The organism is Streptomyces sp. S.PB5, assembly GCF_030403745.1.
Taxonomy (GTDB): domain Bacteria; phylum Actinomycetota; class Actinomycetes; order Streptomycetales; family Streptomycetaceae; genus Streptomyces.
In genome coordinates this window covers 559,749-575,179 of sequence record NZ_JAQMWP010000003.1, presented here as the reverse complement: position 1 = coordinate 575,179, position 15,431 = coordinate 559,749, and the positions used below count along the sequence as shown (strand labels likewise).

Below are 15,431 nucleotides of genomic sequence, written 5' to 3'. Positions count from 1 at the left end.
CGACGAAGGGGACGTCATGACGGACAAGTTCGTCGCCGCGATCGACCAGGGCACCACCTCCAGCCGTTGCATCATCTTCAACCAGGACGGCGCCATCGTCGCCGTCGACCAGCGTGAGCACCGGCAGATCTTCCCGAAGCCCGGCTGGGTGGAGCACGACGCCACCGAGATCTGGTCCAAGGTGCAGGCGGTGGTGGCCGGGGCGATCGCCAAGGCCGGGCTGCGCGCCGACCAGCTGAGCGCGCTCGGCATCACCAACCAGCGCGAGACGACCGTCCTGTGGGACCGGGCCACCGGCAAGCCGGTGCACAACGCGATCGTGTGGCAGGACACGAGGACCGCGGCGCTGACCAACCAACTCGGCGGTACGGACGGGCAGGACCGTTTCCGCGAGCAGACCGGGCTTCCGCTGGCCACCTACTTCTCCGGACCGAAGGCGGCCTGGCTGCTCGACAATGTGCCAGGGCTGCGCGCGCGTGCCGAGAGCGGCGAGATCGCTTTCGGCACGATCGACTCCTGGCTGATCTGGAACCTCACCGGCGGCACGGACGGCGGGGTGCACGTCACGGATGTGACGAACGCCGGCCGCACCATGTTGATGAACCTGGAGACCCTCCAGTGGGACCAGTCCATCCTCTCCGCCATGACCATCCCCGAGGCGGTCCTGCCCGAGATCAGGTCGTCGGCCGAGGTGTACGGCACCGCCGTCGGCCAACTCGCGGGCGTACCGGTCGCGTCGGCGCTGGGCGACCAGCAGGCGGCCGTGTTCGGGCAGGCCTGCTACGACGTGGGCACCGCCAAGAACACCTACGGCACGGGCTCCTTCCTGCTGCTCAACACCGGCAACCGGCCGGTGCCGTCGAAGAGCGGGCTGCTGACGACGATGGGCTACAAGATCGGCGGTGAGGCGCCGGTGTACTGCCTGGAGGGGTCGATTGCCATAACGGGCGCGCTCGTCCAGTGGTTCCGGGATCAGCTGGGCATCATCCGGACCGCCGACGAGATCGAACCGTTGGCGGCGAGTGTCGAGGACAACGGCGGCGCGTACATCGTGCCCGCGTTCTCCGGCCTGTTCGCACCGTACTGGCGCTCCGACGCGCGCGGTGTCATCACCGGCCTCACGCGGTACGTCACGAAGGCGCACCTCGCGCGTGCGGTGCTGGAGGCGACGAGCTGGCAGACGCGCGAGGTCGTGGACGCCATGTTCCAGGACTCCGGGGTGCACATCACCACCTTGAAGGTGGACGGCGGCATGACCAAGAACAACCTGCTCATGCAGCACCAGGCGGATGTGCTCGACGTACCGGTGGTCCGTCCGAAGGTCTCCGAGACGACCTGCCTGGGCGCCGCGTACGCGGCCGGGCTCGCCACGGGTGTGTGGAACGACCTCGACGAGCTGAAGTCGCACTGGCAGAAGGACGTCGAGTGGACGCCCGCCATGGAGTCGTCGGTGCGTGACCGTGAGTACCACAACTGGCGCAAGGCCGTGGAGAAGAGCTTCGGCTGGCAGGAGGACGGGGAGAACTAGCGGCACGCGTGCGTGCGTTCCCGTGAACCGCACGCGCGCGTGGCGCTGAGAAAACTCGGCCCGTACCCCGGTCGGCGGGGGTGCGGGCCGTTCCCCGTGTCAGCTCGTGACGGCGGCCTGGCGGCGCTCCGCCGCGTACGCCATGGCGTGCCGGACCACACCGATGAGGACCTCCTTGACCGACTCCCGGTCACGGGCGTCGCACAGCAGGAGCGGTACGTCCTCGTCGAGGTCGAGGGCCTGGCGGACGTCCTCGATGGGGTAACGGGCGGACCCCTCGAAGCAGTTGACGCCGACCACGAAGGGTATGGAGCGCCGCTCGAAGTAGTCGACGGCGGCGAAGCAGTCCTCCAGCCGGCGGGTGTCGGCCAGCACGACGGCACCGAGCGCGCCCTCGGACAACTCGTCCCACATGAACCAGAAACGCTCCTGCCCGGGCGTCCCGAAGAGGTAGAGCACCAGGTCCTCGCGCAAGGTGATGCGCCCGAAGTCCATGGCCACCGTGGTGGTGCGCTTGCCCTCCACGCCACGCGTGTCGTCGACCGGGCGTCCTGCCTCGGTGAGCAGCTCCTCGGTGCGCAGCGGTCTGATCTCGCTGACCGCGCCCACGAGCGTGGTCTTGCCCACGCCGAAGCCGCCGGCCACCAGGATCTTGAACGTGACGGGCTCGACCGGGGGCTTGCCGCGCTCAGAACGCCCGAAGATCATCGGTCTCTTCTCCTGCTTGCTGGGGATGGGGCGACGGTGGGCCGTAGCCTCCGCCGCCGGGGGTTTCGATGACGAGAACGTCGCCGGGGCCGACGTCGGCCGCGTCGCTTCCGCCGAGTGCGACGACCGTACCGTCCGCGCGCTCCACGCGGTTGGCGCCCAGCGCACCGGGCCCGCCGCCCGCCATGCCGTACGGCGCGACCCGGCGGTGCTGGGAGAGCGTGGAGACCGTCATGGGCTCCAGGAAGCGGATGCGGCGCACCGCACCGTCTCCGCCGCGCCATCGTCCGCTGCCGCCGCTGTCCCGTCGTACGGCGAACTCCTCGAGCCTGACCGGTAGTCGCCACTCCAGGACTTCGGGATCGGTGAGCCGCGAGTTGGTCATATGGGTCTGGACGACGGGCGCTCCGGGGAAGCCGTCGCCCGCCCCGGAGCCGGACGCCACGGTCTCGTAGTACTGATGGCGGGCGTTGCCGAAGGTCACGTTGTTCATGGTTCCGGAGCCCTCGGCCTGGACGCCGAGTGCCGCGTACAGGGCGCCGGTGATGGCCTGGGAGGTCTCGACGTTGCCGGCGACGACGGCGGCGGGCGGCTCGGGCGCGAGCATCGAGCCGGGCGGTACGACGATCCTCAGCGGGCGCAGACAGCCGTCGTTGAGGGGGATGTCGTCGGCGACGAGGGTGCGGAAGACGTACAGGACGGCCGCGTTGACCACCGCGAAGGGGGCGTTGAAGTTGCTGTCCAGCTGGGCCGACGTACCGGTGAAGTCGACCGTCGCGGTGCGGTTCTCGCGGTCCACGCGCACGCGTACCCGGATGACGGCGCCCGAGTCGGTCTCGTAGGCGTACTCGCCGTCGTCGAGGGCGTCGATGACCCGGCGCACCGCCTCCTCGGCGTTGTCCTGGACGTGGCGCATGTACGCCTGGACGACGTCGAGTCCGAAGTGCTCGATCATGCGGGCGACTTCGTCGACGCCCTTCTGGTTGGCGGCGATCTGGGCGCGCAGGTCGGCGAGGTTGGTCTTCGGGTTGCGGGAGGGATAACGGGCCTCGGTGAGCAGGCGGAGGGTCTCGTTCTCGCGGAAGCGGCCGTTCTCGGCGAGCAGCCAGTTGTCGAAGAGGATGCCCTCCTCCTCGATCGTGCGGCTGTTCGCGGGCATGGAGCCCGGGGCGATGCCGCCGATCTCGGCGTGGTGGCCGCGGGAGGCGACGTAGAAGAGGATCCTCCGGTCACTCTCCGTGTCCTCGACGCCCTCGGTCCCGAACACCGGAGTGATCACCGTGACGTCCGGCAGATGCGTACCGCCGTGGTACGGATCGTTGACCGCGTACGTGTCCCCCGGCCGCATCCCGGCTCCGCGCCGCCGGATGACCTCCTTGACGCTGGTGCCCATCGAGCCCAGGTGGACGGGGATGTGCGGCGCGTTGGCGACGAGGTTTCCGTCCGGGTCGAAGAGCGCGCAGGAGAAGTCCAGGCGCTCCTTGATGTTCACGGACTGGGCGGTGGATTCGAGGCGGGCGCCCATCTGTTCGGCGATGGACATGAACAGGTTGTTGAAGACCTCGAGGAGGACCGGGTCGGCTTTTGTGTCGAGATCGGAACTCTGCGTAACCGCCGCGCGTTCCATGACCAGATGCCCGTCGTCTCGCGCCACGGCCTGCCAGCCGTCGTCGACGACGGTCGTCGCACTGGCCTCGGTGATGATCGCGGGGCCGGTGACGGTCTCGCCGGGAGGGAGGTCCTCGCGGCGGTGGAGGGGTACATCGCGCCAGGTTCCGCCGGTGTGGAGGCGGACGGTGTCCGGGGTGGCGGAGCGGCCTTGGTACGGGGCGAGGGCCGAGAGATCGGGGGGTTGTGTGATGCCGGTGGCTTCGACGGAGAGGGCCTCGACGACGATCGGGCGGTCGAGCGTGAAGGAGTACGTGGCGCGATGACGGGCTTCGAAGACCTGCCCCATCTCGCCGGGCTCGGTCAGTTCGACGGTGAGGGTGGTGTCGGTGCCGTCGTAGCGGAGCTGGGCGCGACGGGTGACGCGGATGCGGTCGTCGGGGATGTCCTCGGCGAGGAGTTCGGCGCGGGCTGCGCTCTCCAGGTCGTCGGCGGTCTTGAGGACGCCCGGCATCGAGGCGGCCTCCAGGGGCGCCTCGACGGACTGTTCGCGCATGGCGGTGGTGTCGGCGAGGCCGATGCCGAGTGCGGAGAGGACACCGGCCATGGGCGGCACCAGGACGGTGCGGATGCCCAGCGAGTCGGCGACCATGCACGCGTGCTGCCCGCCTGCGCCACCGAAGGTGGTGAGGGCGTAGCGGGTGACGTCGTGGCCCTTCTGGACGGAGATCCGCTTCACGGCGTTGGCGATGTTGGCGACCGCGATCTGGAGGTAGCCCTCGGCGACCTGTTCGGGGGTGCGGTCGTCGCCGGTCCGCTCGCTGATCTCACGCGCGAGGGCGGCGAAGCGGTCGCGGACGACTTCGGCGTCGAGGGGCTGGTCGCCGTCAGGGCCGAACACCTCGGGGAAATGGGCGGGTTGGATGCGGCCGAGCATGACGTTGGCGTCGGTGACGGCCAGCGGGCCGCCACCGCGGTAACAGGCGGGCCCGGGGTCCGCGCCGGCCGAGTCCGGCCCTACGCGATAGCGGGACCCGTCGAAGTGGAGCACCGAGCCGCCGCCGGCCGCGACGGTGTGGATGTCGAGCATCGGGGCGCGCAGCCGCACGCCGGCGATCTGGGTGGTGAAGACGCGTTCGTACTCGCCGGCGAAGTGGGAGACGTCGGTGGAGGTGCCGCCCATGTCGAAGCCGATGACGCGGTCGAAGCCGGCGAGCTGCGACATACGGGCCATGCCGACGATGCCGCCGGCGGGCCCGGAGAGCACGGCGTCCTTGCCGCGGAACTGCCCGGCCTCGGCGAGACCGCCGTTGGACTGCATGAACATCAGCCGTACGCCTTCGAGTTCGTCGGCGACATGCTGGACGTAGCGGCGCAGCACGGGCGAGAGGTAGGCGTCGACGACGGCGGTGTCCCCGCGCGGGACGAGCTTCATGAGCGGACTGACCTCGCTGGACAGCGAGATCTGTGGGAAGCCGATCCGGGCGGCCAGCTGCCCTACGGCCTGTTCGTGCGCGGGGTGGAGGTGACTGTGCAGGCAGACGACGGCGACGGCGCGGATTCCGTCGTCGTACGCCTCCTGGAGGAGGCCGGTGAGGGCGTCCAGGTCGGGGGCGCGCAGGACGGTGCCGTCGGCGGCGATGCGCTCGTCGACCTCCAGGACGCGCTCATGGAGCAGCTCCGGAAGTTCGATGCGGCGGGCGAAGATGCGGGGGCGGTTCTGGTAGGCGATGCGCAGGGCGTCGCGGAAGCCGCGGGTGACGATCAGGAGGGTGCGCTCGCCCTTGCGTTCCAGGAGGGCGTTGGTGGCGACGGTGGTACCCATGCGGACGGCTTCCACGGGGGCTTCGGAGCCGTCGAGGAGCTCTCGTACGCCGGTGACCGCGGCGTCGCTGTAGCGGGCGGGGTTCTCGGAGAGCAGCTTGTGGGTGAGCAGCCGGCCGTCCGGGCGGCGCGCGACGATGTCGGTGAAGGTGCCGCCCCGGTCGACCCAGAACTGCCAGCCTGTCGTCACGTCCGTCTCCCCGATCGTGCTGTTCGGCACCGTGTCCGCAGAGTGGCGGCAGACCGTCTGCGGATGGTTGTCGACGATCAGTCGGATCATATCGGGAGGGCCGTTCCGGCGCCCGGCCCGCTCAGGGCGCGGGGCGCTCGGTCACAGCGCCCGGAGGCCGTTGATCACATCCCGCAGGATGCTCACGTCCGGCAGCTCGGCGGGCGGTACGGGCCGGTTCACATGGACGAACTCGCCGGCCACGAGGTCGCCCACGAGCACCCGGACCACACCGATGGGCAGGTCGAGTTCGGAGGAGAGTTCGGCGACCGACTGCGGGGCGTCCCGGCACAGGTCGACGATGTCCACATGCTCCGGGGAAAGCGTGTGATCGCCTTCCGGATCGTCCGCCTGGGCTTCCGCCACGACCACCGCGATGAGGTCGAGCCGGTGCTGGCCCGCACTGGTGGTGCGGCCTCGCGTCATGGCGTACGGACGGACGACCGGTCCGGCCTCGTCATCGAACCAGTGGCTTCTTCCCTGACCGTCTGTGCTCATGCCATCTCACTACCCGCCCTGAGGCAGATCGGTGCGCGGAGCGGAGGCCAGATGTGCACCGACCCGCTTGACGAGGAGCGTCATCTCGTAGGCGACCAGGCCGACATCGGAGTCCGCGTCGGCGAGAACGGCGAGGCAGCTGCCGTCGCCGGCGGCCGTCACGAAGAGGAAGGCGTCGTCGAGTTCGACGACCGTCTGCCGGACATTGCCCGCCTCGAAGTGCCGGCCCACGCCCTTGGCGAGGCTGTGGAAGCCGGAGGCGACGGCGGCCAGGTGCTCGCTGTCCTCCCGGGTGAGGTCCTTGGAGGCCCCCGTCGCCAGCCCGTCGCCGGAGAGCACGACGGCCTTGCGGATGCTTGCGACGCGGTCCACCAGATCGTCCAGGAGCCAGTTGAGCTCGCCGGACCTGTTGGTCGCGATGTGGCCGGTCGCCTTCGGTGCGGTCATCGACCGTCCCCCTTAGTTCCTTGTGGTGCTGTGCCGCTGTGGGTGTCTTCGCCCGCGGCGTCGTTCTCCGCACGGCCTCGCTGCCAGCCGCGCTGGAGCGAAGCCATACGGTTGCGTACCTGGTCTGCGTCCCGCTCCTCGAACCCGCTGTCGTGGTCGGTGCGGCGCTCGGCGGGACCCTGCTTCAGCTGCGGGGCCAGATTGGCCTGGCGAACGCGGCGGGGCAGGGGGGCGGTGCCGGGCTCGGTCCCCTGTGCCGCGGGGCCGGGGCCGATCTGCTGGCGCGGGCGGGCCGGGCTGTTCTCCGGCAGCACGGAGGCGGAGCCGCTCCGCTGTTCCGTGAGGGCGCCGGAGGCCGGGTCGTGGGTGGGCTCGCCCGCGCCGCTCGACGCGATCTCGGCGCGCCGGGTGCGCCTCGGGAGGGCCGGGGCACCCGGTGTGCTCCCGCCGAGCTCACGGCCGGTGGCTGCCGGGGTCTCGGCACGCTGCTCGTCGAGTCGGTCGGCGACGCCGGTGGCCCGGAGCTGGGGGCCGGTTGCGCGTCGGCGCGCGGGAAGGGGCGGTGCCGCCGGGGAGAGGGACCGGTTCGAGCCCGTCGAGGACTCGTCCCCCGCCTCGTCGCGCTGCTCGTTCACCGGGCGGCCGTGCGAACTGACCAGCTTGGGGGTGTGGCGGCGGTGCAGCGACACCGGGGCGTTCGGTTCGCCGTCGGGGACATCGCGGGGTTCGTCGCCCGACGTGTCCGTACGGGACAGGGAGCGGCGCGGGCGGAACAGCCCGCCGTGTTCGCTGTCCTCGTCGTCGAGGTCGCCGGGGATGTCGTCGATCGCGTCCAGGTCGACGGGGGCCTCCAGCTCGACGGGGCCGTCCAGGAGTCCGCCGTTGAGACCGGGCAGCTGCACCGGCACATGGGCGAGCTGGGCCCGGCGGGCCTCCTCGAGTTCGGCCTCCTTGGACGGCGTGGGGCGGTCGAGGCGGAAGCCGATGCCGTTGGTGTCGGGGACGTCGTCCGTCAGCAGGGTGACCGGGATGAAGACGACAGCCGTGGTGCCGCCGTACGGCGAGGGCTGCAGCGAGACCCTGACGTTCTGCCGCTGTGCGAGTCGGCTGACGACGAACAGGCCGAGCCGGTCGGTGTCGGAGAGCTCGAACTCCGGTGTCTCGGCGAGCCGGAGGTTGGCGTCGAGCAGGGCGTCGGCCGCCATGCCGAGGCCGCGGTCGTGGATCTCCAGGGTGAAGCCGTTGGCGACGCGCTCGCCCAGGACCTGGACGGCGGTGTGCGGCGGGGAGAACACCGTGGCGTTCTCCAGGAGTTCGGCGACGAGGTGCGTGAGGTCGGCGACGGCCGGTCCGGTGACGGCGACCCTCGGCAGCCGGCGGACCTCGATGCGCTCGTAGTCCTCCACCTCGGCGACGGCAGCGCGTACGACGTCCATGAGCTGGACGGGCTTGCGCCACTGCCGGGACGGGGCGGCGCCGGAAAGGATCACCAGGCCCTCGGCGTGGCGGCGCATACGGGTGGTCAGGTGGTCGAGGCGGAACAGGTCGGCGAGTTCGTCGGTGTCCTCGGTCCGGCGCTCCATCGTGTCGAGCAGGGTGAGCTGCTTGTGCAGGAGCACCTGGCTGCGGCGGGCGAGGTTCACGAAGACCTCGGAGACACCCGCGCGCAGTTCGGCCTGTTTGACGGCGGCCTCGACGGCGGCCCGCTGGAGGGTGTTGAGGGCCTGGCCGACCTCGCCCATCTCGTTCTTGTCGTACTCCAGCCGCGGGACCTCGGTCTCCACGTCGACCTGTTCGCCCGCGGACAGCCTGCGCATGACGCTGGGCAGCCGCACGCCGGACGCCTCATGGGCCTCAAGGCGCAGCTGGCGCAGGTCGCGGATGAGGCCGCGGCCAACACGTACGGAGAGGAAGAGCGAGAAGAGGAGGGCGACCAGACCGAGAACACCGGCGACGGCGGCCTTGACGATGACGTTCATCGCGACCGGCTGCACGCGGTCCTGATAGCGGTCGCCCGCATGGTCGTTGAGGGTGGCGAGTTGGTCGAGCACGCTGCCTGCGGCGGCGTCCCAGCTCTTGGCGGTGACGAAGCGGGACGGGCCGGGCTCCGAGTCGACGACGGCTTCCTCGGCGGAGCGCAGGGATGCGGTGGAGGCGTTCTTCCAGAGCAGTTCGTAGCGGTCGCGCTCCGACGCGGGCAGGACCGGCAGGCTGATGTCGTACAGCACGGTGCGCTGCGCGATCAGGTCGGAGACCGCTTGGATCTCCTTGTGGCTGAGCTGCCCGACGACCAGGGCGGAGCCGAGCAGGGCGTCCTCGCGGGAGAGGATTTCACGGGCGCGTGTGATGTTGACCAGGGCACGGGCCTGCTTGTCCATCTCCACGCTGTCCACCCCGTCGAGGGAGGCCAGCAGGGCGTAGCAGGGGTCCACGAGGCGGTTGTAGCGCTCGAGTGCCTGGAAGCGGTCGACCGCGTCCTCTTCGACGCTGCGGCGCAGGGAGTCGACGCTGTCGAAGGCGTCGAGCATGGCGGTGAGGTGTTCCTCGTCGTCCTGGTCGAGGCCGTCACGGACGTCGGGGTCCGTGGCGTTCTTGCGGAGTTCGGCGATGGCGTCGTCGGTGGCGGTGCGGGTCTCGCGGAGCGAGGCGAGCGCGTCCGAGGCCCGGGGGTCGGCCAGATAGACGAGGGTCTGGCGGCGTTCCTGCTGCAGGACCCGGACCGTGTCCTCGGTGGGATACCCGATGTCCTCGACGACGGCGGACACGTGGAAGAGCTGAGTGACCGCCCTTCCCGTGAGTACCGTGGCGAAGCCCCAGATCGCGGCCAGGGACACCAGCGGCACGAGAAGCAGCGCCACGATCTTCCGGCGGATCGACTTCCCGCGAAAGCGCATGGCCTCCCCCAGCTCGACCCCCATCGGCCGGGGGCACACATGTACGTCAATAAACGGCGCGAGCCTACTACCGTCGCACAGTTAACTCGAAGACCGGTCCGGAGACCGAACTCCCGCACCGGCGGCGCGAGATGGTCGGTTGTCGGGGCATTGCGGCAGATAGCCTCCCCCTTTTCCGCACCAACCGGGTGTACGGATCCGATCGATACGGCTGGGCAGTTGGCCAGAATTTTTCGTTTCCCGGGAATCTTCAGGGCGTGTCATACGTCCTTCTCTTCAGGAAATGGGGGCGGAATCGGCCACACGAGCCGCATCCCGCAACCGGGCGGCGTAAAAGGGCGCAAGCCGGGCAGCCACTGGGGAGCCGTGTGTTCGCACACGGGCGAGGGGTCTGCTGGCGGTGGGGAGTGACACGTTGATGGGCACGGCGGAGCGGCGCGAGGCGCCCGCGGACGGTGCAGTAGGGCAGTTGACAGCCCGACGGAGCCCCGAGGCACTGGATCGCGACATTCCGGAGCGCGGGGAGGGCAGCGGGCTCGCCGAGCACGCAGCGCCCGAAGAGCAGTCGTACTACCGGCAGTTGTGGATCGAGGAGCCCGCGCGCCGACGCCGGATGCCCGATCCGGTGCGCACATCGGCGGTGCGCGCGGTGCTCATCATCGCCGTGACACTGGTCCAGGCGATGGTCGCGTTCCTGTGCACACTGGCCGGATCATGGCTGGCCTTCCCGATGGTCCTCAGCAGCGTGGCCAGCACCGTGGTGGCGACTTGGGGCGCCCTGGACGTCTGGGTGACCCGTCAGGTCTGGAACCAGCGCAACGGCGTCGTGTCGGTCCCGAGCAGCACCGCCCGGGCCCTGCGGCGCGAACGACGCAGGGCCCGACGCCAGACACGGGCCGCGGAGCGGGCGCAGGAGCGGATACGGCGCCGTGGCGGAGCCGGCCGCTTGTCCCACTCCTGACCGGACCAGGCCGACTCCTCCTCAGGGTGCCGTCGGCGCCGGGCGCTTGAACATCCGGGTCGCCGTGATCTCGCTGTGCACCTCCGCCTCGGCCTGCGGCTGCTGCGGCAGGCCCGGGCGCAGGTGCTCCTCGACGCTGATGTACTTGAGACCCGCCCTGAGGTCGGCGTCATTGCGCAGCCGGATCACCAGCGGGAACTCCGCGAGCGCCGTGGTGTCGAACAGGCCGGTGGTGTACAGGAGTTGAACGCCCAGCGCGTCCGACACCGCACGCTGGAGCTCCAGCAGATACGTCGCGTTGGCACGCCCGATGGGGTTGTCGAGGAACAGTGTCCCGGCATGCCGGTGCTTGTCCCGGCCCCGGTCGTTGCTCCGCAGCGCGGCCATCGTGCAGTACAGGGCGATGGCCGCCGTGAGGAGCTGCCCGCCGGAGAACACATCGCCCATCTGCCCGACCGGCACCCGCTCGGCCCGCAGCACCGCGTCCGGCTTGAGGATCTCGACCGCGACCCCCTTGGGCTGCAGCGCGGCCCCGACTCCCCGCAGCAGCAGGGACATTCCGTCACGCCGCAGGTCGGAGTTCTTCTTCACGGCGGCCCTGGTCGCCTCGTCGATGACCTCACCGAGCCGCTCCGTGAGTGTCGCCTGGTCGGGCTCCTCGAACCGGATCCGCAGGAACTCCTGGCCGGACCACTCGCCGAGCCCCTCGGGCAGCCGGGACAGCCGCTGGGCCGACCTCAGGGTGGCGAGCGCGGACTCCACGAGCCCGCGCAGCCGGTCCACGATCGAGTCCCGGTTGCGCTCCAGCTGCGCCAACTCGTCCGTCAGTACCCGGAGTCGGGGAGCGAAGGCGTCCGCCCACTTCTGGGCGTGCTCGGGCAGCGCGGAGGCGGGCAGCTCACGGATCTGCTGCCGCGCCGGGGTCCGGACCTGCTCGTACCGCGTGGAGTTGGCGTGCCGGACGAGCACGTCGCTCGCCTCCCGCACGGCGGACTCCGCGGCGGACAGGTCGGCGGCGCAGCCGCGCAGCGACCGGCGGGCCTCGGCGGCGGACTGCCGGGCCTCCTCCGGGCCGCCGGGGTAGGCCTCGGTCTCCTCCTGCTCCTCCTCCGGCGCATGCTCGCGCAGCAGGTCCCGGAGCATCGCGGCGATCTCGTCGAAGCCCCCGGCCGCGTCCTCGGCGGCGCGGTGGGCGTCCAGGAGCTCGGCGTGCGCCTCCCTGGCCTGTGTCAACGCCTCGGTTCGGGAGGCGAGTTCGGCGGTCGCCGTACGCAGCAGCGCCTGCGCGTGCTCGGCGTCGCGCGGCTCCAGCTCCTCCGACAACTCGGTGTGCGCCTCGCCGTCCTCGGGCGCGTGCCGCTCGGCCTCGCCGCGCAGGCGGCCGAGCTGCTCGCTCGCGGTGGACATCCGCGTCTCCAGGAGCTGCACCAGCTCCTCGGCACGGGCGGCGGCGGCCTGCCGGGACGGGCCGTCGGAGCCGTCGGGCGACTGGAGCAGCTGTTCCGCGCGGGTGCGGACCTTGTTGCTCAGCCGGTCCAGCTCCGCGAGGGCCGCGCTCTCGTCGCCCTCGGCCCGGGCCTGCTCGGCGCGCAGGTCGGCGCCGACGCCGACCTTCTCGTACACCTGCGAGGCCGCCCGGTAGGCCTCCCGCAGCGCGGGCAGTGACGCCTTCGGATCGTCGGCTCCGCTGTCCGGTACGTCGTCGGGGGCACCCGCGATCTCCGAGCGCTCGGCGCGCAGCGCACGCGCGGTGCGGCGGGCGTCGTCGGCGGCCCGCTGGGCGGCACGCCGGTCCTCGTCGGCGGCGCGGGCGCGCTCCAGACAGACCTGGGCGCGGGCCTCCGACTCGATGGCCTCGTCGGCGAGTTCCCGCAGCTTGACCTGCCAGCCGGCCCGCTCGCGCAGCCGGAAGGCGAGCCCGGCCAGGGCGTCGGCGGCCCGCCGGGCCTTCTGCGCGGCCTCCTGGCGCTCGTCGCGCACCTGCGCGGCCTCGGCGGCGGCCTCGTCGGCCTCGGCCCTGACGGTCCGCGCCTCGGCCAGCTCGGCCTCCGACTCCTCGGCGAACGCGCGCGCCTCATGCGCGGTCTGCGCCAGCTCGACCAGCCGTCCGGCCGGACAGCCGGTACGCCAGGAGGCGAGCCGCGCGACCAGCTCCCGGTCCTTGCCGAGCCGGGCCGCGAGCGCCCGGATCTCCTCGTCGCGCTCGGTGGCCCGCGCGCGCAGCGTCTGCCGCTCCTCGTCGGCGGCGTGCTCGTCGTGCATGGCCGGGTTCGGCGGTACGAGGAAGACGGCCTCGCTGCCGGAACCGTCCGCCGGAGTCGGTGCGAGGAGGGCCGCGGCCGTACCGACGGCGACAGCGGACCGCGGAAGCAGTGCCGCCTCGCTCAGCGCCTCACGGGCACGCGCGTGTGTGTCGGGGTCGGTGATGATCACACCGTCGACCAGTTCAGGCCGGGCGGCCAGCACGCGCGCGTGGTCGGCGGGGTCGACGGCCTGGGCGAGATAGCGCCAGCCGGGGAGCGCCGGGATGCCGTGCTCGCCGAGGAACTCCACGGTGGCCAGGACATCCGGGCCGGGCGGCAGCAGCCCGCCGTCACCGAGGGCGCCGAGGATCCGCGAGTCGTCGGCGGCGGCGGTGCGCAGTTCGAAGAGGTGCCGCTCCGCGGCGGCGACGGCGGTGTCGAGCAGCTCGCGCAACTCATCGGCGAACCGGTCGAGTTCCTCAGGGCTGAGGGCGCCGTCGGCCGTGTCATCGGCGCCGTCGCGCCCTGCCGAGCCGTCCCTCTTGGCCCCGTCGCGCCCACCCGAGGCATCGTCGCCCCCCGCCCGAGGCACCGGCACTCCCCCGTGCCCGCCCCCGGACGCCTCGGTCAGGCTCAGCAGCTCCGCGAGCCGCGGTTCCGCCGCCAGGGCCTCGGCGAGCCGCTGCTCGGCCTCGTAGGACCGCTCGGCCGCCGTGGCCGCGTCAGCCGCACGCGCCGCCGTCAGCTCGGCACGGGACTCCGCGGAACCTGCCTCACGCGCGTGCTCGGTGGCCCGCCGGGACGCCTCACGCGCGGTGTCCCAGGCCGCGACGGCGGTCTTCTCGGCGTCGCTCGCCGCGAGGGCCGCCCGCGCCGGGTCGGCGTCGGGTGCGCTGTCGTCGAGCCAGCCGGCCCGCACGGCCTCAGCGGTTTCCTGCTCGACCTCGGTGAGCCGCTGCCGCAGATGCCCGACCTCACTGCGGGCGCGCTGCGCCTCGGTCGCGGCGGCGGTGGAGTCCCGGTACGCGGCCTCGCCGGTCTCCTGGAGGGCGGCGGACCTCTCCTCCTCCTCGTTGGCGAGGGCCTCGGCGCTCTCCGCGGCCGCATGCAGGGCACGTACGAGGTCGACGGCGGCCTTGGCGCGGGCGGCCAGCGCGGGGGCCGCGTCCCGCTCGGCCTCCTGGATCGCGGCGGACACGCGCGCGACGCGGTCGGTGGCGGCGCGGTGCCGCAGGACCGCCTCGGCGGCCTGCCAGGCCGAGTGCAGCGTACGGGCGTCGGCGAGCTCGCGCTTCTGCGCGGCGGCGGACTTCTCGGCCGCGGCGAGCGCCAGCGAGGCGTGCCGGAAGGCGAGTTCGGCGGCGATCAGCGCACTGCGCTCCCGCGAGCCCTCGGCATGCGTGACCGCGTACGCGGCGGCCGTGACCCGCTGGGCGAGGTCGGCGGCCCGCACCCGCTCCTGGGCGCCGCGCGCGGAGAGCCGACGGGCCAGAGTCCGTGTACGGCGTTCGGCCCCGGCGTGGATGTCACGCGCGCGTGAGCGCGCCTCGGAGGCCTCGACGATCCGCCCGAGGAGATCGACCGACCCGGCGGTGAAGTCCCGTTCGGCCATCAGCTCGGCACGCCGGCCCAGCTTGTTGCCGAAGCCGCTGACCAGGTCGGCGAGCCCGTCGGTGTCGCGCGTGTCGGTGACGGCCCGGAGCAGCAGGTCGGTGAAGTCGGAGTCCTTCTTCACCGCGAACAGGCCGGCGGCCTCACCCTCGTCGGCGTTCATCTCCCGCTGGTAGCGGAAGAGCTCCGGGTCGAGGCCGAGGTCGCCGAGGTGCTCGATCCAGCGGTCGTGGATCTCCTCCCAGTGGACCTCCAGGTGCGGATACGCCTTGCCCGCCTCGGTGATGGCGTCCCGGAAGCCCTTCATCGTGCGACGCCGTCCCTGCGCGCCGGACGCGCCCTCGGCGACCGGGCGTACGGCGGTGGACTCGGCGACGGGCAGGTTGTCCAGGGACAGGCCCGGCCCGGGCCGGAAGGAGTACCAGGCCTCGGCGAACTTCCGCGGGTCGTTGGAGACCTGCCGTCCCCGCCACTCGCTCACCTTGCCGACGACGACGCATTCACCGGTCAGGGTGTGCTGCCACTCCAGTGCCACGTGTCCGCAGTCGTCGGCGAGCAGGAACTTCCGCAGCACGCCGGAGCTGGCGCCGCCGAGGGTGTTGCGGTGACCGGGCAGCATCACGGAGAAGATCAGCTTGAGCAGTACGGATTTGCCGCCGCCGTTCTCCAGGAAGAGCACTCCGGCGGGCGCGGGGCGGCGCGGCGGGCCGACGGGCTCCTCCTCGAAGAACTCCGCCTGGGTGGGCGCGGGGTCGGGCACTTCCGCGCCGACGCCCCGCAGGTCCAGCACGGTGTCGGCGTAGCGCGCACCGGCGGGACCGATGGAGTAGAGGCGGACCCGGGACAGCTCGTACATGGCGGACTCTCGTAAGTCTTCGGC

General features: G+C 71.9%; 8 protein-coding genes. 2 read left to right on the top strand and 6 right to left on the bottom strand.

What is annotated here, in order from left to right; translation table 11 throughout:
* Positions 1 to 16: 16 nt before the first annotated feature.
* A complete protein-coding gene (glpK, locus tag PH203_RS11450; RefSeq protein ID WP_289919392.1) occupies positions 17 to 1,528 on the top strand; it encodes a glycerol kinase GlpK in 1,512 nt (503 codons plus the stop codon).
* Positions 1,529 to 1,627: 99 nt separating this feature from the next.
* Here the strand turns inward: glpK and PH203_RS11445 are convergent, their stop codons facing one another.
* The 5 genes from PH203_RS11445 to PH203_RS11425 are packed head-to-tail and all read right to left on the bottom strand — an operon-like array spanning position 1,628 to position 9,736.
* The gene (locus PH203_RS11445; protein WP_289919390.1) at positions 1,628 to 2,236 is read right to left on the bottom strand and encodes an ATP/GTP-binding protein; all 609 of its coding nucleotides are present in this window, start codon (positions 2,234 to 2,236) and stop codon (positions 1,628 to 1,630) included.
* A complete protein-coding gene (locus PH203_RS11440) occupies positions 2,217 to 5,948 on the bottom strand; it encodes a hydantoinase B/oxoprolinase family protein (protein WP_289919389.1) in 3,732 nt (1,243 codons plus the stop codon). The genes PH203_RS11445 and PH203_RS11440 overlap by 20 nt, the downstream gene beginning before the upstream one ends.
* Positions 5,949 to 5,999: 51 nt before the next feature.
* The gene (locus PH203_RS11435; RefSeq protein WP_289919387.1) at positions 6,000 to 6,395 is read right to left on the bottom strand and encodes a DUF742 domain-containing protein; all 396 of its coding nucleotides are present in this window, start codon (positions 6,393 to 6,395) and stop codon (positions 6,000 to 6,002) included.
* Positions 6,396 to 6,404: 9 nt separating this feature from the next.
* Complete coding sequence (locus tag PH203_RS11430) at positions 6,405 to 6,842, bottom strand: roadblock/LC7 domain-containing protein (protein ID WP_289919383.1); 438 nt, start codon at positions 6,840 to 6,842, stop codon at positions 6,405 to 6,407.
* Positions 6,839 to 9,736, bottom strand: a complete 2,898-nt coding sequence (locus PH203_RS11425) for a nitrate- and nitrite sensing domain-containing protein (protein ID WP_289919379.1) — start codon at positions 9,734 to 9,736, stop codon at positions 6,839 to 6,841. The genes PH203_RS11430 and PH203_RS11425 overlap by 4 nt, the downstream gene beginning before the upstream one ends.
* A gap of 418 nt (positions 9,737 to 10,154) precedes the next feature.
* On the opposite strand from PH203_RS11425, the gene PH203_RS11420 reads away from it, so the two are divergent.
* The gene (locus PH203_RS11420) at positions 10,155 to 10,697 is read left to right on the top strand and encodes a hypothetical protein (protein WP_289919377.1); all 543 of its coding nucleotides are present in this window, start codon (positions 10,155 to 10,157) and stop codon (positions 10,695 to 10,697) included.
* 21 nt (positions 10,698 to 10,718) lie between these two features.
* Here PH203_RS11420 and PH203_RS11415 read toward each other — a convergent pair whose 3' ends face one another.
* Positions 10,719 to 15,407, bottom strand: coding sequence for a hypothetical protein (locus tag PH203_RS11415; protein ID WP_289919375.1), 4,689 nt, complete (start codon positions 15,405 to 15,407; stop codon positions 10,719 to 10,721).
* Between the last annotated feature and the right edge of the window lie 24 nt (positions 15,408 to 15,431).